Here is an 18,542-nt window from a genome sequence, read left to right on the forward strand (position 1 = left end):
CCGGATGGGTTTTCTCTCGTCATCCGGAACATACCCCAGGGGGTATTTGTTCCCACTTGCACATACCCCTACTGGTATGTGTACGATGATCGCAACATACCCCAAGGGGTATCGATCCGAAACCGCAACGAAGGGAATCCGATGACCACCGCAGCCAACCCCGTCACCGTCGATTCGCACGGGCTGACCGAACGCCTCAGCTCGGCCGAGCCGCCCCGCGTTCTCGACGTCCGCACCCCCGCCGAATTCGAGACCGCACACATCCCCGGCTCCTACAACGTGCCGCTGGACCTGCTGCGCGAGCACCGTGACGAGATCATGAAGCACCTCGACGAGGACGTCGTCCTGGTGTGCCGCTCGGGCCAGCGTGCGACGCAGGCCGAGGAGGCCCTGCGCGGGGCCGGCCTGCCCAACGTGCACGTCCTGGAGGGCGGGATCGTTGACTGGGAGACCAAGGGGTTCAACGTCAACCGCGGTGCGGCCAAGTGGGACCTGGAGCGTCAGGTGCGACTGGTCGCCGGATCCATCGTGCTCACCTCGATCCTGGGCAGCATCGCCGCACCCAAGCTCAAGTGGGTGGCCGGAGCGATCGGTGGGGGCCTGACCTTCGCCGCGGTGTCGAACACCTGCGCCATGGGCATGCTCCTGTCCAAGCTGCCCTACAACCGCGGTGCCAGCTGTGACGCCCAGACCGTCGTGAGCAAGTTGGTCGGGGGTGGCCGGTCATGATCGTGCTCACCCTGGCGCTCGCGGTCGTCGTCGGGATCACCCTGGGCATCCTCGGCGGCGGCGGTTCGATCCTGACCGTGCCGCTGCTGGCCTACGTCGCCGGCATGGACGCCAAGGCCGCGATCGCCACCTCGTTGCTCGTGGTCGGCGTGACCAGTGCGGTCGGCGCCATCTCGCACGCCAAGGCGGGCCGGGTGCACTGGCGCGTCGGCCTGATCTTCGGTGCCGCCGGCATGACCGGCGCCTACCTGGGCGGGCTGTTGGCGCGGTTCATCCCGGGCACCGTGCTGCTCATCGGCTTCGCGCTGATGATGGTGGCCACCGCGATCGCGATGCTGCGGGGACGCAAACCCGCCGCCTACGGCGAATCACGCGGCGGACACTCGCTGCATCCGGTCAAGATCATCGCCGAGGGCCTGGTCGTCGGGTTGGTGACCGGGCTGGTGGGCGCCGGTGGCGGCTTCCTGGTGGTGCCGGCCCTGGTGCTGCTGGGCGGGCTGCCGATGCCGATCGCGGTCGGCACGTCGCTGGTGGTCATCGCGCTGAAGTCCTTCGCCGGACTCGCCGGGTACCTGAGCACGGTGCAGATCGACTGGGCGATGGCGGGCATGGTGACCGTCGCGGCCGTGATCGGCGGGCTGCTCGGCGCCAGGATGACCTCGCTGGTCAATCCGGAGTCGCTGCGCAAGGCGTTCGGCTGGTTCGTCCTGATCATGTCCTCGGTGATCTTCGCCCAGGAGATGCATCCGGCGCTGGGCATCGCGACGGCCGCGGTGACGGTGGTGGCCGGGGTGTTCTCCTACGGGTGCAGCCACGGCAGCTCCTGGTGCCCGAAACGGTTCCTCAAGCAGCGTGAACCACTGGAGTCCGCGGCGTCATGATCAGCGTCGCCATAGCGCTCGCCGCCGTCGTGGGAGTCTCGTTGGGGCTCCTCGGCGGCGGCGGCTCCATCCTGATGGTGCCGCTGCTGACCGCGGTGGCCGGCCTGGACGCCAAGCCGGCCATCGCGACGTCGCTGCTGGTGGTGGGGGTGACCAGCGCCATCGCCGCGGTGACGCACGCGCGTGCCGGCCGGGTGAAGTGGCGCATCGCCGCCGTCTTCGGTGCGGCGGCGATGGCCGGCGCGTTCGGTGGGGGAATCCTGGCCCGATTCGTGCCCGGGGCCGTGCTGCTGATCGCCTTCGCGGTGATCATGCTGGCCGCCGGGGTGGCGATGTTGCGTGGCCGCCGGCAGGGCGGCGAGGCGACCCACCATGACCGGCTGCCCGTGGTGCGCCTGGTGTTGCTGGGGCTGGCGGTCGGCCTGATCAGCGGCCTGGTGGGGGCCGGTGGCGGATTCCTGCTGGTGCCGGCCCTGACGCTGCTGGCCGATCTGCCGATGCCGGTCGCCGTGGGCACCTCGCTGGTCGTGATCGCGATGCAGTCGCTGGCCGGCTTTCTGGGGCATCTGGCCTCCGACCACGTCGAATGGGGTCTGGCGGCCGGGGTGACGGCGGCCGCGGTGCTCGGCAGCGTGGTGGGCGGCTGGCTGGCCGCGCGCGTCGACGCGACGCTGCTGCGGTCGCTGTTCGGCTGGTTCGTGCTGCTGATGGCCGGCGTGGTGCTGGCCCAGCAGGCCGGTCCGGCGATCGGGGGAGCGGTCGGCGCCGTGACGGTACTGTCCGCGGCCGTGGTGGCAACCCGTGCGGGACTGCGCCGAAGACGGTCACGGCATAGCAACGACGGCGGCGTTGTTATACCCCACGGGGTACTCTAGAGGCAGAGTTGAAAGGAAACGCTCATGGTTGGTGATGAAGACGCCATCGCGTCGGTGCTGAATCGGTTGCGCCGCGCGCAGGGTCAGCTCTCCGGCGTGATCTCGATGATCGAACAAGGCCGCGAATGCAAGGACGTGGTCACCCAGCTGGCCGCGGTGTCGCGGGCGCTGGACCGGGCCGGCTTCAAGATCGTCGCCACCGGTCTGCGCGAATGCGTCACCGGGGAGAGCAGCGAGGGTGATACTCCGATGACCGAGGCCGAACTGGAGAAACTGTTCCTGGCACTCGCCTGAGCCCGTAACGCACAGGAGGACACCATGGACATCGCGTTGTCGACGACGACCAGCGGTCCGTTCGACGAGGCCGTCGAGCGCACCCGAAAGGCCCTGTCGGAACAGGGCTTCGGGGTGCTCACCGAGATCGACATGAAGGCGACGCTGAAAGCCAAGCTGGGCGAGGACATGGAGGACTACCTGATCCTCGGTGCCTGCAATCCGCCGTTCGCGCACCAGGCCGTCGAGGCCAACCGCCAGATCGGCCTGCTGCTGCCGTGCAATGTCGTGGTGCGCACCGACACCGACAACCCCGGCACCGTGATCGTCGAGGCGATGAACCCGAAGCTGATGGTCGAGGTGACCGGCGACCCGGCACTGGCCGGGGTCGCCGACCCCGTGACCGAGCGGCTGCAGGCCGCCATCAACAGCGTCTGAGAGCGTCTGAGAGCGTCTGAGCGCGTCAGACGGCACCTGAAACCGTCCACCCCTGAGGTCGACACCCTGACGGTGAGTACCCGCCGGTTTTCGGCCGGTCACGCCCGTCGATGGCGCAGTATGGGTGCCACGGAGGTGGTGCCCAGATGGGAGTGCGCTCGGCCCTCGCAAGCCGGAGCACCCTGGTGCTCGACGTGGTCCGCACCCGGCTGTGGCCGGTCCCCGCGATGGGTATCGCGATCGCGATCTGTGCCGGGGTGGCCCTGCCCGAACTCGACCGTGCCCTCGACGACCGGCTGACCGCCACGGCGTCCGACTACACGGGGTCGGACTACCTGTTCGGCGGCGGTGCCGACGCCGCCCGCGACGTCCTGACCGCCGTCTCGTCGTCACTGATCACGGTCACCTCGCTGACGTTCTCGTTGACCCTGGTCACCCTGCAGCTCGCCAGCGGACAGTTCTCGCCGCGGCTGCTGCGCACCTTCGCCCGCGACCGCTTCGTCCAGTGGACCCTGGCGTTGTTCCTGGCCACCTTCGTCTACGCGCTGACGGTGCTTCGGTCGGTGCGCAACGACGGTCCGGGCCAGCGCGAATTCGTGCCCAAGGTCTCGGTGACGGTCGCCTACCTGCTGGCCGTGCTGTGTGTGATCACGCTGGTGCTGTTCCTGGCCCACCTGGTTCGCCAGATCAGGGTGGAGACGCTGCTGGACACCGTCCGCCACGACGCCATGACGGCCGCCGGTAGCCTCCTGCGCGACAGCGATGACGAGGCCGACGGTGACGGCGGTCGCGGCAGCGGGGGCGGGGCACTGCCGGTGGCGCCACCGGAGGCGCTGGATGTCTGCGCCCCGGCCACCGGCTTCCTGGCCCACGTCGACGGGCAGGGTGTCCTCGCGGCCGCCGCGGAGGCCCACGCGGTCGTGGTGGTGCATCGCATGCCCGGAGAGTGGATCGTCGAGGGCACTCCGATCGCCCGGGCCTGGTCGGCGCGCGGAACGGGGCGCCTCGACAGCGAGGCGGCCCAGCGCCTGGTCCGGTGTGTGGCCGACGCGGTCTACACCGCCGACGAGCGCACCCCGATCCAGGACGTCGGCTACGGGCTGCGGCAACTGACCGACGTGGCCGTCAAGTCGCTGTCGCCCGGCATCAACGATCCGACCACCGCGGTGCACGTCCTGGGCCACAGCGCCGTCGTGCTCTGCGAGCTGTCCGATCACCGGCTGGGGCCGGTGCGGCTCACCGCCGACGAGACGCGGGACACGCTGGTGGTGTTGAGCCGGCCGGCAATGGCCGACCTGCTGGATCTGGCGGTATCGGCGCCCCGCCGTTACGGCAGTTCGGATCCCGACCTGCTGGCGGCCATCCTGGCGCTGCTGCGCGACCTGGCCTGGCGCTGCCACCGCGACGGCGACCGGGAGGCGGTCGCCGCGCAGTTGGAGCGGGTGCGGCGCACCGCCGGTCAGCAGGATTTCGACGACAGCGAGCGCGCCGGCCTGCGCGCCCTCGGGCGCGCGGTCGAGGAGGCCCTGCAGGGGCGGTGGGCCGTCGGGCCGAACGGTGACTCGAATGGTGAGCCAGAACGGTGAGCCAGAACCGTGAGCCCGAACTGGCTTGCGCGGGCGAGGCCGATGAGATTAATGTCGGCCTCGTGCGACATCTTCTCGTAGTAGCCGCAACCCGCAGCGGGGTCTGATCCAGACCGACCCCCCGCTGTGGGTCGGAGGCTACTACCCGTCGGTCACTCCCGAAGAGCAGAGAAGACCGGCACATGATTCCCCGTTCCACCCCGTTCCCGAACCGCACCTCGTTCCTGAACCCGCCGAACCACGTCCCGTTGGGGCTCTCGGCCGGGGAACGGCCGGTCCGGCCGCGGTTCGCGGACTTCTTCGACGCGCCGCTGCCGCGCGGCCTGCGCGAGATCGCCGCGGACATGTCCTGGGACGACGTGGCGCACCATTTCGGTTCGGCACCGGGGCCGCTGCGGCTGGGGGACTGGGAGTGCACCGACGGTGACCGGCCGTCCGGTCGGCTCGGGCCGCAGGCCCGCAACTACCGGGCCACCCTGGCCGTCGGCGACCACGTCGCCACGGCCACGGCGGCGGCCTCGGGCCCGCTGGCCGCGCTGACGGCCATGCTGCACGACCGCGGTGTCGGGATCGAGATGCTGAAGTTCCATCAGCTGAGCTCCGGCGGGCATACCGCGACTTTCGTCCGGGGCTCCGACGGAGTGCGTGACGAGTGGGCCATCGGATGGTCGGCATGCCCCACCGAGTCCGCGCTGCGTGCCGTCATCTCCTGTGGGAACAGGCTTTTCGCGCACCGTTGACAGTGCTGACGCCGGGGTCAGTGCAGCGGGCGCAGCACGATCGGCATGCCGTCGATCGGCACCGGCATGCCGCCGTAGTCATAGCGCGGCCGGTACCCGGGATGGGTCAGCTCGAGCCGGTAGCGGCGCAGCAACCGGTGCATCACGGTCTTGATCTCCAGCTGGCCGAACACCATTCCGATGCATTTGTGGGCGCCCCCACCGAACGGGGCGAACGCGTAGCGGTGCTTCTTGTGCTCCGAACGCGGCTCGGCGAACCGGCCCGGGTCGAACCGTTCGGGGTCGGTCCACAGCTCGGGCAGCCGGTGGTTCATCGACGGCCAGATCACCACGTCGGTACCGGCCGGGATGTAGTAGCCCAGCAGATCGGTGTCGCGCACGGCGCGGCGGAAGTTGAACGGCAGCGGGGTCTGCATCCGCAGCGACTCGTTGATCACCAGGTCGTAGGTTTCCAGCTTCTCCAGCGCCTCGATGTCCAGGGGGCCGTCGCCGATCCGGTTCGACTCGTCGCGGCAGCGGTCCTGCCACTCGGGATTGGCGGCCAGGTGGTAGGCCATGGTCGTCATGGTCGAGGTCGAGGTGTCGTGGGCGGCCATCATCAGGAAGATCATGTGGCTGATGATCTGCTCGTCGGTGAAGCTCCGACCGTCCTCGTCCTGGGCGTGGCACAGCACGCTGAACATGTCGGTGCTCTCCGAGCGGCGCTTCTCGGCGATCCGGCTCGCGAAGTAGTCCTCCAGGGTCTTGCGGGCCTTGAGGCCGCGCCACCACGTCAGCGGCGGCACCGGCTTGCGCACGATCGCGTTGCCGGCCCTGGTGGTGGTGGTGAACGCCTCGTTGATGGTGGTGACCAGCTCGTGGTCGGTGCCCGCCGGGTGCCCCATGAACACCTCGGAGGCGATGTCGAGGGTGAGCTGTTTGACCGCCGGATGGAACAGGAACCGGGGGTCGTTGGCCGCCCAGTCGTCGGCGAGGACCTCGGTGGCCACCGAGTCGACGTGCGAGACGTAGCCGGTCAACCGGCTGCGGGTGAAGGCCTCCTGCATGATCCGGCGGTGGAACAGATGCTCGTCGAAATCGAGCAGCATGAGACCGCCGCTGAAGAACGGGCCGATCACCGGATCCCAGGCGCGCTGGGAGAAGTCCTTGTTGCGGTTGGAGAAGACGGCCTGGGTGGCGTCGGGCCCCAGGGCCATGACGGACTTCAGCGCGGGGGTGCGCTGGTAGTGGACGGGCCCGTACTTGCGGTAGATCTCCAGCACGAAATCCGGTCCGCCGCGGAACAGCTCGATCATGTGGCCCAGGATCGGCAGCCCCGCATCACCCATCACCGGCTTGAGGCCGCTGCCGGGTGGGGGATCGGCCAGCGCGAACTGCTCCCACTCGGTGGCTTTGAGCCGCTTCTCCAGCGCGCCCATTCCGGGCAGGGTGTTCGGCGTCGGGGTCAACCGGCGCCGCGCCTGGTCGAGCAGGTATTGCGGGGTGCTGATGGTCGCTGGGGCCACTGAAGCTCCTTTGCCGCGATGGTAGGGGTGCGTCCTGAAATCGTTGTGGCCTATGCCACCTTTCGTCTAGTCTCTCCGCGTCAGTTGACGCGTGTCAAGTTTCGTTCCGCCGCCGATGTGGTGCATGGTTGTGGGGTGAGCGTTTCCCAGCAGCAGACCCGGAGTGGGTCGACGCCGCAGCGGCGGGGCGACCGGCAGCGGCGCGCGATCATCGGTGCCGTGCGTGAGCTGTTGCAGGAAACCCCCTTCGCCGACCTGTCGGTCAGCACCATCAGCGACCGCGCCGGCGTGGCCCGTTCGGGCTTCTACTTCTACTTCGAATCCAAGTACGCGGTGCTCGCACAGATCTTTGCCGAGGCCACCCAGGAACTCGAGGAACTCACCCAGTACTTCGCACCCCGGGGCGCCGAGGAATCACCGGCGGCCTTCGCCAAGCGGATGGTCGGCAGTGCGGCCGCGGTGTTCGCCCACAACGACCCGGTGATGTCGGCGTGCAACGCGGCGCGCAGCACCGACGCCGAGATCCGCAAGATCCAGGACGGCCAGATCTCCACGGTCGTCGACCAGATCGTGCGCATCGTCGAGGACGAGATGGCCGCCGGCACCGCACATCCGATCAGCGAGGACATTCCCGCGCTGATCCGCACCCTCGGTGCGACGACGGTGATGATGCTGTCCGGCGACGTGACCTTCCTGGGCCCCGACGGCGACATCGACCGTGGGGTGCGCGTACTCGAACAGCTGTGGCTGACCTGTTTGTGGGGCGGCTCCGCGGTCTGACCGTTACCGTCGGTATCGTCACCGCCATGGCTCAGCGGTCCGGGCAGGCACTCGAGGCGACATTCGCGGGTAAGCGGTGCTTCATCACGGGCGCGGCCAGCGGGATCGGGCGCGCCACCGCCCTGGCGCTGGCCCGCGCGGGTGCCGAGCTCTACCTCACCGACCGGGACGCGGAGGGGCTGCGACTGACCGTCGCCGACGCCCGCGCGCTCGGGGCCAGGGTGCCCGAGTACCGGGATCTCGACATCGCCGACCACGACCAGGTCGCCGCCTTCGCGGCCGACATCCACGCTCGCCATTCCGCGATGGATGTGGTCATGAACGTCGCCGGGGTCTCGGTGTGGGGCACCGTCGACCAGCTCAGCCACCAACAATGGCGCTCGGTGATCGACATCAACCTGATGGGGCCGGTGCACGTCATCGAGTCGTTCCTGCCGGCGATGATGGCCGCGGGCAACGGCGGCCACCTGGTCAACGTCTCATCCGCGGCCGGGCTGGTGGCCTTCCCCTGGCACGCCGCCTACAGCGCCAGCAAGTACGGGCTGCGTGGCCTGTCGGAGGTGCTGCGTTTCGACCTGGACCGACACGACATCGGCGTGTCGGTCGTGGTGCCGGGCGCCGTGAAGACCCCGCTGGTGTCGACGGTGGAGATCGCCGGCGTGGACCGTGACCACCCGCGGGTCCGCCGGTGGGTGGACCGGTTCGGCGGACACGCGGTGTCACCGGAGACCGCTGCCCGCAAGATTCTGGCCGGCGTGCAGAAGAACCAGTTCCTGATCTACACCTCCTCGGACATCCGCGCGCTCTACGCCTTCAAGCGGCTGGCGTGGTGGCCCTACAGCGTGGCCATGCGCAGGGTGAACGTCGTGTTCACCCGGGTGCTCAGGCCCGCGCCACGGCGGTCCGCTTCGCACCCCGGGCGCGCCCCCGGGGTGACGGCTACCGTGACCCCCAGTGCCACGACGGAGCGCTGAGCATGTCCTGGTCGGCGATGCGGGTCTCGCCGTCCTCCCTGACCAGTTCCACCCGCACGACCCCGCCCGGCCCGCTGGCGCCGTCCTCGATGGCCTCCACCAACGCCCCCGAGTGGGTGACCACGACGATCTGCGCCGTGGCGGCGGCGGTGCGAATGGACGCGGCCAGCGGTCCGATGAGGGCGGGGTGCAGCGAGGTCTCGGGCTCGTTGAGCACCATCAGCGTCGGCGGCTGTGGGCTCAGCAGTGCCGCCGTCCACAGCAGATACCGCAGCGTGCCGTCGGACAGTTCGGCCGCACGCAGCGGCCGCAGCATGCCGCGCTGGTGCAATTGAACGTCGAAGAGCCCGTCGGTGGTGCTCACCGAGAGCGACGCGCCGTCGAACGCCTCGGCGACCGCCACGGCCAGATCGTCGAAGCCGGCCTCGACGATGGTCTGTACGGCCGCCGCCAGGTCGCTCCCGTCGTCGGCGAGCACCGGCGTCCGGGTGCCCACGTGCGGCCGCCGGGCTGGGGCGGTGGCGTCGGTGCGGAAACCGTCGTAGAACCGCCACTCGCGCAGGCGGTCCCGAACGGCAGCGACCTCGGGTAGCCGGCCCGGGTCGGCGAACTCGGCGAGCACGCTGCGGTAGGTGGGCAGCGCCCGGGTGAGCTCGTCGAACCCTCGTCCGGAGGGCGCGCGGGCCTCGGCCAGCGGGCCGGCGCGCCGGACCAGGGCGGAACCGCTGCGCAGTACCGTCCCGGCGAACACCGCCTCCCGTTTAATCTCGGGATCCCGTTCGAACGCCGAGGCGATTCCGGCCATCTGAGGTAGCCCCAGATCGATGATGTAGCCGAAATCATCTGCAGCATAACCGAGTTCAAGTGCCACGCGACTGTTGCGACGGCCCGGCCCGGCCCACAGCGCCGATTGCAGGCCCCCCTCCCGCGCGAGCGCGGCGATCATCTCGCCGCGACCGCAGTCCGAGAGCAGCCGCAGTGCCCGGTACAGCGACGACTTGCCGGTGCCGTTGGCGCCGGTGACGACCGTGACCCGGCCCAGGCTCAGCGTGACATCCCGCAGCGAGCGGTAGCCGTGCACCGCCACCGTGGACAACATGGCCCCGAGGTTAGCGACGGGCGGTGACAGGTAGCGCAGCGACGGGTTGGGCGGCGAAAGGTGGGGCGGTGTCGGACCGTGCGGTATCGGGCCGGGTGGTGTCGGGCCGGGTGGTGTCGGGCCGGGTGGTGTCGGGCCGGGTGGTGTCGGAGGCCACCGGTGAGGGCGCGGCCGCCATCGCGAACGCGGCCATGGCCTCGGTGAGTCGGGCGCGCAGCAGGGCCGGCAGGTCGGCCGTGGCGGGGTTGGCGTCGGCGTGGATCTCGGTCACCCCGGAGAAGGCCGTCGCCATGATGGACACCCAGATCGACAACGCCAGATCGACGCGCCGGTCCTCGGTCGTGGTCGCCAGGCGGCGGGCCATGTCGGCGGTCACCTCGTCGGAGCGCAGCGAGCGGGCGAGCTGCTGCAGCGGCGGCGCCGAGTGCATGAGCCGCAGCAGAGCGGCCAGGCGCGAGGCGCTGAGCACGGCGTCGGCGCGGGCGGATTCGTCGAGCACGGCCAGGTTGGCGGCCAGCATCGCCTGCAGCGGGGGCAGCTCCGGCGGCACCCGTCTCAACTGGGTGTCCACCGCGTCGAGGTAGTCGTCCACCGGCGCCAGCAGCAGGTGATCCTTGCTCGGGAAGTAGTGCGACACGGTGCGCGGGGACACGTGTGCGGCCTCGGCGATCTTCTCGACGGTGGTGTGGGCATAGCCCTGCCGGTCGAGCAGCTCCAGCGCCGCGTCGACGATCCTGGCCCGGGTCAGCTGCTTCTTGTGCTCGCGCAGCCCCGGCCGTGCCGGCCTTCCCCCCATGACCCCGATGGTAACGCCGCACGTCCGACGCCGTCGGTGCTATCCGGGCACGCTGGGCGTGCCGGGCATCTGCAGGTCGAGGCGTACGCCCAGCAGCCGCACGGGCCGGTCCAGTTCGAACAGATCCAGCACCGCCAGCGCGGCAGCCCGGATGGCCTCCGGATCGGTGCCGGGTTCGGGCAGCTTGCGCACCTTGGTCCTGGTGTAGAAGGTGGCGGTGCGCACGGTGACCGCCACCCGGAGCACGCTGCGCCCGGCGTCGATGACCTCGCCGAGCGCGCGCAGGGCCAGGTCCGCGATCGCGGCGTCCATGTCCGCGCGCTCGGTCAGGTCGACCGGGAAGGTGACGACGTGGCTGCGTGACCGGGGCACCCACGGTTCGGCGCTGACCGTCTCGTCTCCGCCGCCCTTGGCCAGCAGCAGGAGCCACAGCCCGGTGCGCGGCCCGAACGTCGAGGTCAGCAGTTCGGCGTCGGCGTGGGCCAACCCCCGCACCGTGGTGATGCCCAGCGCGCTGAGCTTCCTGGCGGTCTTGGGCCCCACCCCCCACAGCGCGTCGACCGGGCGGGCCGCCATGACGTCCATCCAATTGGCGTCGGTGAGTGTGAACACCCCCGCCGGTTTGGCGAATCCGGTTGCGACCTTGGCGCGTTGCTTGTTGTCGCTGATCCCCACCGAGGCCGCCAGGCCGGTCTGCCCGGCGATGACGGTGCGGATCTGCTCGGCCAGCGCGGCCGGATCCTCGGTGCGGGCCGACAGGTAGGCCTCGTCCCAGCCCCACACCTCCACCGGATGGCCGAGATCGCGCAGCAGGCCCATCACCACATCGGAGGCCCGGTCGTAGGCCTCGGGATCCGAGGGCAGGAACGTGGCCTGCGGGCAGCGGCGCGCGGCGGCGCGCAACGGCATCCCGGCGTGCACACCGAATTCGCGGGCCTCGTAGGAAGCGCACGTGACGACCTTGCGCGCCTCGGTGGGGTCGCCGCTACCGCCCACGATGACCGGCAGGCCGGCCAGGTCGGGGCGGCGCTGCAGTTCCACCGAGGCCAGGAACTGGTCGAGATCGACGTGCAGGATCCAGTCGCGCACGGCGTCAGCGCCCGCACAGTTTGCGCGCCACGCTCTCCCATGCGTCCTGGATGTCGTCCAGCGTCAGCCCCTCGCCCAGCCGGTGCTCGACGTAACCGGCGTCCAGCAGGGCCAGCAGTGCCTCGGTCTGAGCGTCCAGGTCGCCGGTGGTGCCCGCGTCGGTGAGCAGGACATAGACGTGGCGGCGCTGCACCATGAGCGCCGGATTGTCCTGGCGGGCCTGCGGATCGCGGTCGACGTCGGTGAGCAGTTCGTGGTGGGCGTGGGCGAAGCGGATCCGCTCCCGGCCGAACGCGATCAGGCGCTGCAGGGGCGGCGCGTCCGGGCCCAGCGGTGGCGGGCCGAACAGAAATGCCTGCTGGCTGGCGCGCTCATCCTCGTCGAGCAGCACCATCATCAGCCCGGCGCGGCTGCCGAACCGGCGGAACACCGTACCCTTGCCGACACCGGCGGCGTTGGCGATGTCGTCCATGGTGACCGCCTCGGCGCCCTTGTCGGAGATGAGCCGGCGCGCCGCGGCCAGCAGGGCGGCCCGGTTGCGCGCGGCGTCGACGCGTTCGGGGGGAGCTGCTGCGGTCACCGGCATCGTCGGGGGAACCGTCAGCGGCGCATGCCAGGGCCGATCCGCGGCGCTCATGTCTGCACTGTAGCCCGCCGGAATTAATCGGACTGAAGTCCGGTTACCTTGATGACGCATACGGGCACGACGGCCGGGAATGGGAGCGAAATGTCGACGAGCACGATTCTGGTACTGGTGGGAAGCCTGCGGGCGGAGTCGGTCAATCGCCGGCTGGCCGAGGTGGCGGTGGAGGCCGCTCCCGCCGGCGTTCGCCTGGAGTCCTTCGACCGGCTGGGTGAACTGCCCTTCTACAACGAGGACATCGATGAGGACACAGATTCGGACGACCCGAGCACGGTCGCAGAGCCGGTGGCCGCGTTGCGGCGCGCCACCGCGGCGGCCGACGCCGTGCTGGTGATCACCCCCGAGTACAACGGCAGCATTCCCGGCGTTCTCAAGAACGCCATCGACTGGCTGTCGCGCCCCTTCGGCGACGGGGCCGTCAAGGGTAAGCCAGTCGCCGTCGTCGGCGCCTCGCACGGGCGGTACGGCGGTGTCTGGGCCCACGACGAGACCCGGAAGTCCCTCGGCGTCGCGGGCGCCCGGGTGATCGCCGATCTCTCCCTGTCGGTGTCGTCGACGGTCTTCGACGGAGCGCACCCGCGGGAGAACGGCGAGGTGGCCCGGCGGCTGGCCGGCATCGTCGGAAAGCTCGCCGTCGAGGCCGGCTGACCCGGCCGAAAGGGGGACGCCGCCGCGGGGTGCATCGACCCCGCGGCGGCTTTGCTGTCTCGCGGCCGGCTCGGGGCCGGCCCGGGGTGATGTCCCGACTCCTTCCGGGCGCGGCGCTTCGCCCGGGCGCACACCCGGGCGAAGCTGTCGGTGGCCGGTGCTAGATATGGGGGTGAGGATGCCGGTTTCGGCGTGTTGTGATCTGCGACACGCCAGGCGTGTCGGCTTTCTCGGGGCTTACGACCAGGGAATTTCACGAATGTTGTTCAGAACATCTTGTACCTCTTCGCATTGTCGGCCACTAGGTGTAGTGTCTGACAGGCCGACAGACCCCAAGATCGCAGAGGTCAGCGAGCACACCGAGAACCGAGGTTTCCAGGCGGTATCCAGTACCGGAAGCCGGGTCGACGTGGCTGCCGATCACCGGAATTTCGGGGCTCACCGGTCTGCTGAACAGCAGTGTGTCCCGTTTCGTAGTCAAGTCCGCAGTGATCAGAAGAGATCCCGAAGAGATCCCGATAGAGATCCGCAGCAGTTTCGCTGAAGTTTGGTTGAGGGGAGCCGTACCGAAGATGACCATCACCGTCTACACCAAGCCCGCCTGTGTGCAGTGCAACGCCACCTACAAGGCGCTGGACAAGCAGGGCATCGCCTATGACGTCGTCGACATCAGCATGGACAGCGAGGCCCGCGACTACGTGATGGCTCTGGGATATCTGCAGGCGCCGGTCGTCGTGGCCGGCAACGAACACTGGTCGGGCTTCCGGCCCGACCGGATCAAGTCGCTCGCCGGGGCCTTCCAGGGCAGCGCCGCGACCGCGTAGCGCGCGGCGGGTCCGCGGGTCCGCGGACGGTTCGCACGCTTCCAGACAACCACCAGCACAGGGAGGGGAGTGACGGTGAGCCGCATCGTCTATTTCTCCAGCGTCTCGGAGAACACCCACCGCTTCGTGGAGAAGCTCGAATTGCCCGCCACCCGCATTCCGCTGCACGGCCGCATCGAGGTCGATGAGCCGTACGTGTTGATCCTGCCCACCTACGGCGGTGGCCGGGCCAACGGGCCCGATCCCGACGCCGGCGGCTACGTCCCCAAGCAGGTCATCGCGTTCTTGAACAACGAACACAACAGGTCGTTGATCCGCGGCGTGATCGCCGCGGGCAACACCAACTTCGGCGCCGAATTCGGCTACGCGGGCGAGGTCGTCTCGCGTAAGTGCGGCGTGCCCTATCTCTACCGCTTCGAACTGATGGGAACGACCGACGACGTGCTGGCCGTTCGAGCGGGCTTGGAAGACTTCTGGAAGGAACTCTCGTGCCACCAACCGTCACAGCTGCAGAACCTGTAACCACCGGCGTGCACGCGCTGCCGGGCGAGACCGACTATCACGCCCTGAACGCGATGCTGAACCTGTACGACGCCGACGGCAGGATCCAGTTCGACAAGGACGTGCTGGCCGCGCGTCAGTATTTTCTGCAGCACGTCAACCAGAACACGGTCTTCTTCCACAACCAGGATGAAAAGCTCGACTACCTGATCCGGGAGAACTACTACGAGCGCGAGGTGCTCGACCAGTACTCACGCAACTTCGTCAAGACGCTGCTGGACCGCGCCTACGCCAAGAAGTTCCGGTTCCCGACCTTCCTCGGCGCGTTCAAGTACTACACCTCCTACACCCTGAAGACCTTCGACGGTAAGCGCTATCTGGAACGGTTCGAGGACCGTGTCGTCATGGTGGCGTTGACCCTGGCCTCGGGCGACACCGTGCTGGCCGAGCGGCTGGTCGACGAGATCATCGAGGGCCGGTTCCAGCCGGCGACCCCGACCTTCCTCAACTCGGGCAAGAAGCAGCGCGGCGAGCCGGTCAGCTGCTTCCCGGCCGGCACCCCTATCGACACTCCCGACGGGCCCAGGGCAATCGAAACACTGCAACCGGGCGATCGCGTGCTCTCCCACGATGGCTCTTTTTCCCTGGTTGAGTCCGTCATTGAGAACCCCAATGACAAAGCGCTGGTGTCGGTTTCGCATTTTGGGCACAAAGAGCCGATCCTATGCACGCCAGAGCACCCGATCCTGGTGTGGACCACGCGGGACGTGAAGACAATCATCGACGGCGACGGCGCCGACCCATTCAACGGGTTCGTGTGGTTGGCTGCGAAAGACATTCACGCGTCGGACTTCATCGTCACGGCGGCGCCGTTAGAGGGCCGCGAGCGGCGCGTCCATGACCTGATGGACCACGTCGGTTCCGGCACCTATGAAGAGGTCGACGGCCTCATTCGCAAGGTCAATTGCGATATGAAGCATCGCAACAAGCAGCGTCACAGCATGACTTTCGTATCGGTGAACCGCTACGTCGAAGAGTCATACGATCTCGGGCTTATCCTGGGTTGGTATGTCGCCGAAGGGCATGTCTCGAAGCGTTTGGGGGCAGACGGCCAGAAGTTGCCGAATGGTATCCACTTCACGGTCGGTTCGCACGAACTCGAGTATCAGCAGGAATTGGCCGCGGCGTTCAAACGTGTGTTCGCGACGGATTTGTCGGTCAACCAGAGTGTGTCTGACCAATCGGTACGCATGATCTGCAACAGCAAGGTCGTCGCTGAGCTGTTTCTGTCGATGGTCGGTACGGGCTACCACCACAAGCGGTTGTCTCACGACGTTCTGACCGCTGACGATGAGTTCCAGCGAGGCCTATTGGCTGGGTTGTTCCGTGGGGATGGGTGCACCACCACAGGCGGCATGGTGCTCGACCTTGTGAACCCGGAACTCATCGATCAGGTGCAGCTTTTGCTGCGCCGAGTAGGGATCGTGTCCAGGGTTCGCCAGTACGTCAACCAAGCCGGCAACGTGACCGGACAGGTGTTTGTGCCCGGACTGCCCGGCGCCAACGAGGACTTCATTTTTGATGTCGGTAAGAACTTGTACAACTACGTTGGACAAAAAGGGACCTCGCGCAAGACCTTTCAGGTCGTGCATGGGCGCACGGTGTTTGGTGTCCGGGAACTCACGAGCACGCTCGACGTTCCAGAGAAGGTGTACAACCTCCACGTGGAAGGAACGCACACCTACACGATCCGCGGCACAGTCGTGCACAATTGCTTCCTGCTGCGCATCGAGGACAACATGGAGTCCATCGGGCGCTCGATCAACTCGGCGCTGCAGCTGTCCAAGCGCGGCGGCGGTGTGGCCCTGCTGCTGAGCAACATCCGCGAACACGGCGCGCCGATCAAGAACATCGAGAACCAGAGTTCGGGCGTGATCCCGATCATGAAGCTGCTGGAGGACTCGTTCTCCTACGCCAACCAGCTCGGCGCCCGCCAGGGCGCGGGCGCGGTCTATCTGCACGCCCACCACCCCGACATCTACCGGTTCCTGGACACCAAGCGCGAGAACGCCGACGAGAAGATCCGGATCAAGACCCTGTCGCTGGGCGTGGTGATCCCGGACATCACCTTTGAGCTGGCCAAGAAGAACGAGGACATGTATCTGTTCTCGCCCTATGACGTCGAGCGCGTCTACGACATGCCGTTCGCCGACATCTCGGTCACCGAGAAGTACCACGAGATGGTCAACGACGCCCGCATCCGCAAGACCAAGATCAAGGCCCGTGAGTTCTTCCAGACCCTGGCCGAGCTGCAGTTCGAATCCGGTTACCCGTACATCATGTACGAGGACACGGTGAACCGGGCCAACCCGATCGAGGGCAAGATCACCCACTCGAACCTGTGCTCGGAGATCCTGCAGGTCTCCACGCCCTCGGAGTTCAACGACGATCTGTCCTACTCCAAAGTGGGCAAGGACATCTCGTGCAACCTGGGATCGCTGAACATCGCCAAGGCGATGGACTCCCCGGATTTCTCGCAGACCATCGAGGTGGCCATCCGGGCACTGACCGCGGTCAGCGACCAGACTCACATCACCTCGGTGCCCTCGATCGAGCAGGGCAACAACGATTCCCACGCGATCGGTCTGGGCCAGATGAACCTGCACGGCTACCTGGCGCGGGAGCGGATCCTCTACGGTTCCGAAGAGGGTGTCGACTTCACCAACATCTACTTCTACACGGTGCTCTACCACGCGCTGCGGGCCTCGAACCGGATCGCCATCGAGCGGGGGACGCACTTCAAGGGCTTCGAGCGCTCGAAGTACGCCTCCGGTGAGTTCTTCGACAAGTACACCGAGCAGGTGTGGGAACCCAAGACGGACAAGGTGCGTCAGCTCTTCATCGACGCCGGTATCCGGATCCCCGATCAGGACGACTGGCGCCGGCTCAAGGAGTCGGTGCAGGCCCACGGCATCTACAACCAGAATCTGCAGGCCGTGCCGCCGACGGGATCGATCTCCTACATCAACCACTCGACGAGCTCGATCCACCCGGTGGCCAGCAAGATCGAGATCCGCAAGGAAGGCAAGATCGGGCGCGTCTACTACCCGGCGCCGTACCTGACCAACGACAACCTGGAGTACTACCAGGACGCCTACGAGATCGGCTACGAGAAGATCATCGACACCTACGCCGCAGCCACCCAGCACGTGGACCAGGGGCTGAGCCTGACGCTGTTCTTCAAGGACACCGCCAACACCCGCGATGTCAACAAGGCGCAAATCTACGCCTGGCGCAAGGGCATCAAGACGCTGTACTACATCCGGCTGCGCCAGATGGCCTTGGAGGGCACCGAGGTCGAGGGCTGCGTGTCCTGCATGCTCTAGGGCAGAGATCAACGTGAAGCAGGCCAGAGGAAACCTCCTCTGGCCTGCTTTTTCGTTAGGCAGCCTGTTCGGCTACTTCTGCACTTGGTTGACAGGTTTGGGCATCGTGCGGGGCACAAATGGGGCACGTCGCGGGGCACGGACAGCGGCTGGGTAGATGGCGGGGAGTGGGGCACGCGACTTCGGCGGCATCCGGAAGCTCCCGAGCGAGCGGTGGCAGGCCCGGTACTGCGCGGCAGACGGGCAGCGGAGGACGGCACCCGTCACGTTCACCACGAAGATGTCAACGGCGGCCGAAAATTGACCCCTTTTCGCCGACACGGGGTTAGTTTTCAGGCGACGCCGACAGAAGAAAGCCGCGAGTGCCTGGCTCGCTGATACACAGAGCGATATCGAGCGCGGCCGGTGGAAGAGTTCCGAGCAGATCGCCGCCGAGGACGTTGAAGCTGCCGCGGCTGACCGTCGCGTCGGGTCGAACCACCGCCGATATCGACACGGCGACGCGGGTCCTGACGATGTCCGACAGGGGCGCCACGCAACGGGCGATCGCGGAGGCAGTCGGGGTGTGTCGACGTCGACGGTGCAGCGGATCCTTCGGGCCGCCCGGGACTCCGCTGCCTGACCCTGCACCGAGCTCACGCGGTGATCAGATGGGCATTCGATACCCGTAGAACTCGTGGTCCTCGTTGTAGCCGCCGTGGCCCTTGCCGATGCCGTCGAAACTGTCCACGAACTCGATCGACTCGATCCACTTGACCTGTTTGAAGCCCAGTTC

18 protein-coding genes are annotated in these 18,542 nt (G+C 67.8%); 13 read left to right on the forward strand and 5 right to left on the reverse strand.

What is annotated here, in order from left to right:
- Positions 1-141: 141 nt before the first annotated feature.
- The 7 genes from CSR00_RS20085 (at position 142) to CSR00_RS20115 (ending at position 5,522) form a co-directional block, all read left to right on the forward strand.
- Positions 142-729, forward strand: coding sequence for a rhodanese-like domain-containing protein (locus CSR00_RS20085; protein WP_099024186.1), 588 nt, complete (start codon positions 142-144; stop codon positions 727-729).
- On the forward strand, positions 726-1,610 hold the full coding sequence (locus tag CSR00_RS20090) for a sulfite exporter TauE/SafE family protein (RefSeq protein ID WP_099024187.1): 885 nt from the start codon (positions 726-728) through the stop codon (positions 1,608-1,610). Before CSR00_RS20085 ends, CSR00_RS20090 begins: the two co-directional genes overlap by 4 nt.
- A complete protein-coding gene (locus CSR00_RS20095) occupies positions 1,607-2,485 on the forward strand; it encodes a sulfite exporter TauE/SafE family protein (protein WP_099024188.1) in 879 nt (292 codons plus the stop codon). Before CSR00_RS20090 ends, CSR00_RS20095 begins: the two co-directional genes overlap by 4 nt.
- A 24-nt stretch (positions 2,486-2,509) precedes the next feature.
- A complete protein-coding gene (locus CSR00_RS20100; RefSeq protein WP_099024189.1) occupies positions 2,510-2,779 on the forward strand; it encodes a metal-sensitive transcriptional regulator in 270 nt (89 codons plus the stop codon).
- A 24-nt stretch (positions 2,780-2,803) separates the two neighbouring features.
- Positions 2,804-3,196 (forward strand): DUF302 domain-containing protein, encoded by a 393-nt coding sequence (locus CSR00_RS20105; RefSeq protein WP_099024190.1) that lies wholly within the window; start codon positions 2,804-2,806, stop codon positions 3,194-3,196.
- Between the two features lie 146 nt (positions 3,197-3,342).
- Complete coding sequence (locus CSR00_RS20110) at positions 3,343-4,782, forward strand: DUF2254 domain-containing protein (RefSeq protein WP_099024191.1); 1,440 nt, start codon at positions 3,343-3,345, stop codon at positions 4,780-4,782.
- Between the two features lie 182 nt (positions 4,783-4,964).
- Positions 4,965-5,522, forward strand: coding sequence for a 2-isopropylmalate synthase (locus CSR00_RS20115; RefSeq protein WP_245906295.1), 558 nt, complete (start codon positions 4,965-4,967; stop codon positions 5,520-5,522).
- Positions 5,523-5,539: 17 nt separating this feature from the next.
- Here the strand turns inward: CSR00_RS20115 and CSR00_RS20120 are convergent, their stop codons facing one another.
- Complete coding sequence (locus CSR00_RS20120) at positions 5,540-7,027, reverse strand: cytochrome P450 (protein ID WP_099024192.1); 1,488 nt, start codon at positions 7,025-7,027, stop codon at positions 5,540-5,542.
- A 117-nt stretch (positions 7,028-7,144) separates the two neighbouring features.
- Between CSR00_RS20120 and CSR00_RS20125 the strand changes: the two genes are divergently transcribed.
- Positions 7,145-7,807 (forward strand): TetR/AcrR family transcriptional regulator, encoded by a 663-nt coding sequence (locus CSR00_RS20125; RefSeq protein WP_407662487.1) that lies wholly within the window; start codon positions 7,145-7,147, stop codon positions 7,805-7,807.
- A 26-nt stretch (positions 7,808-7,833) separates the two neighbouring features.
- Positions 7,834-8,781 (forward strand): SDR family oxidoreductase, encoded by a 948-nt coding sequence (locus CSR00_RS20130; RefSeq protein WP_099024209.1) that lies wholly within the window; start codon positions 7,834-7,836, stop codon positions 8,779-8,781.
- Here the strand turns inward: CSR00_RS20130 and CSR00_RS20135 are convergent.
- From CSR00_RS20135 to CSR00_RS20150, 4 genes are read right to left on the reverse strand one after another with little or no spacing between them, the layout of a single operon-like run.
- Positions 8,747-9,880, reverse strand: a complete 1,134-nt coding sequence (locus CSR00_RS20135) for an AAA family ATPase (RefSeq protein WP_099024194.1) — start codon at positions 9,878-9,880, stop codon at positions 8,747-8,749. The two genes, CSR00_RS20130 and CSR00_RS20135, sit on opposite strands and share 35 nt — an antisense overlap.
- Before the next feature lie 10 nt (positions 9,881-9,890).
- Positions 9,891-10,676: a TetR/AcrR family transcriptional regulator gene (locus CSR00_RS20140; RefSeq protein WP_099024195.1), complete on the reverse strand. Its 786-nt coding sequence runs from the start codon at positions 10,674-10,676 to the stop codon at positions 9,891-9,893.
- Positions 10,677-10,715: 39 nt separating this feature from the next.
- Positions 10,716-11,765: a DNA polymerase IV gene (locus CSR00_RS20145; RefSeq protein ID WP_099024196.1), complete on the reverse strand. Its 1,050-nt coding sequence runs from the start codon at positions 11,763-11,765 to the stop codon at positions 10,716-10,718.
- Positions 11,766-11,769: 4 nt separating this feature from the next.
- Positions 11,770-12,351: a TetR/AcrR family transcriptional regulator gene (locus CSR00_RS20150; protein WP_245906301.1), complete on the reverse strand. Its 582-nt coding sequence runs from the start codon at positions 12,349-12,351 to the stop codon at positions 11,770-11,772.
- Between the two features lie 141 nt (positions 12,352-12,492).
- On the opposite strand from CSR00_RS20150, the gene CSR00_RS20155 reads away from it, so the two are divergent.
- From CSR00_RS20155 to nrdE, 4 genes are all read left to right on the forward strand, one after another.
- Positions 12,493-13,056, forward strand: a complete 564-nt coding sequence (locus CSR00_RS20155; protein ID WP_099024198.1) for an NAD(P)H-dependent oxidoreductase — start codon at positions 12,493-12,495, stop codon at positions 13,054-13,056.
- Positions 13,057-13,628: 572 nt separating this feature from the next.
- The gene (locus CSR00_RS20160; protein WP_099024199.1) at positions 13,629-13,880 is read left to right on the forward strand and encodes a redoxin NrdH; all 252 of its coding nucleotides are present in this window, start codon (positions 13,629-13,631) and stop codon (positions 13,878-13,880) included.
- Positions 13,881-13,955: 75 nt separating this feature from the next.
- Positions 13,956-14,402: a class Ib ribonucleoside-diphosphate reductase assembly flavoprotein NrdI gene (gene nrdI, locus CSR00_RS20165; protein WP_099024210.1), complete on the forward strand. Its 447-nt coding sequence runs from the start codon at positions 13,956-13,958 to the stop codon at positions 14,400-14,402.
- On the forward strand, positions 14,369-17,767 hold the full coding sequence (gene nrdE / locus CSR00_RS20170) for a class 1b ribonucleoside-diphosphate reductase subunit alpha (RefSeq protein WP_099024200.1): 3,399 nt from the start codon (positions 14,369-14,371) through the stop codon (positions 17,765-17,767). Before nrdI ends, nrdE begins: the two co-directional genes overlap by 34 nt.
- The last annotated feature ends 775 nt before the right edge of the window (positions 17,768-18,542 follow it).

Source organism: Mycolicibacterium palauense, assembly GCF_002592005.1.
Classification (GTDB): Bacteria; Actinomycetota; Actinomycetes; order Mycobacteriales; family Mycobacteriaceae; genus Mycobacterium; species Mycobacterium palauense.

Excerpts from the sequence above, each read along its gene's own strand:
- CSR00_RS20105 (WP_099024190.1), top strand. The coding sequence starts at position 2,804 with ATGGACATCGCGTTGTCGACGACGACCAGCGGTCCGTTCGACGAGGCC.
- CSR00_RS20115 (WP_245906295.1), top strand. The coding sequence starts at position 4,965 with ATGATTCCCCGTTCCACCCCGTTCCCGAACCGCACCTCGTTCCTGAAC.
- CSR00_RS20155 (WP_099024198.1), top strand. The coding sequence starts at position 12,493 with ATGTCGACGAGCACGATTCTGGTACTGGTGGGAAGCCTGCGGGCGGAG.
- CSR00_RS20135 (WP_099024194.1), bottom strand. The coding sequence starts at position 9,880 with ATGTTGTCCACGGTGGCGGTGCACGGCTACCGCTCGCTGCGGGATGTC.
- CSR00_RS20130 (WP_099024209.1), top strand. The coding sequence starts at position 7,834 with ATGGCTCAGCGGTCCGGGCAGGCACTCGAGGCGACATTCGCGGGTAAG.
- CSR00_RS20140 (WP_099024195.1), bottom strand. The coding sequence starts at position 10,676 with ATGGGGGGAAGGCCGGCACGGCCGGGGCTGCGCGAGCACAAGAAGCAG.
- CSR00_RS20110 (WP_099024191.1), top strand. The coding sequence starts at position 3,343 with ATGGGAGTGCGCTCGGCCCTCGCAAGCCGGAGCACCCTGGTGCTCGAC.
- CSR00_RS20095 (WP_099024188.1), top strand. The coding sequence starts at position 1,607 with ATGATCAGCGTCGCCATAGCGCTCGCCGCCGTCGTGGGAGTCTCGTTG.
- CSR00_RS20100 (WP_099024189.1), top strand. The coding sequence starts at position 2,510 with ATGGTTGGTGATGAAGACGCCATCGCGTCGGTGCTGAATCGGTTGCGC.
- CSR00_RS20090 (WP_099024187.1), top strand. The coding sequence starts at position 726 with ATGATCGTGCTCACCCTGGCGCTCGCGGTCGTCGTCGGGATCACCCTG.
- CSR00_RS20150 (WP_245906301.1), bottom strand. The coding sequence starts at position 12,351 with ATGCCGGTGACCGCAGCAGCTCCCCCCGAACGCGTCGACGCCGCGCGC.
- CSR00_RS20085 (WP_099024186.1), top strand. The coding sequence starts at position 142 with ATGACCACCGCAGCCAACCCCGTCACCGTCGATTCGCACGGGCTGACC.
- CSR00_RS20160 (WP_099024199.1), top strand. The coding sequence starts at position 13,629 with ATGACCATCACCGTCTACACCAAGCCCGCCTGTGTGCAGTGCAACGCC.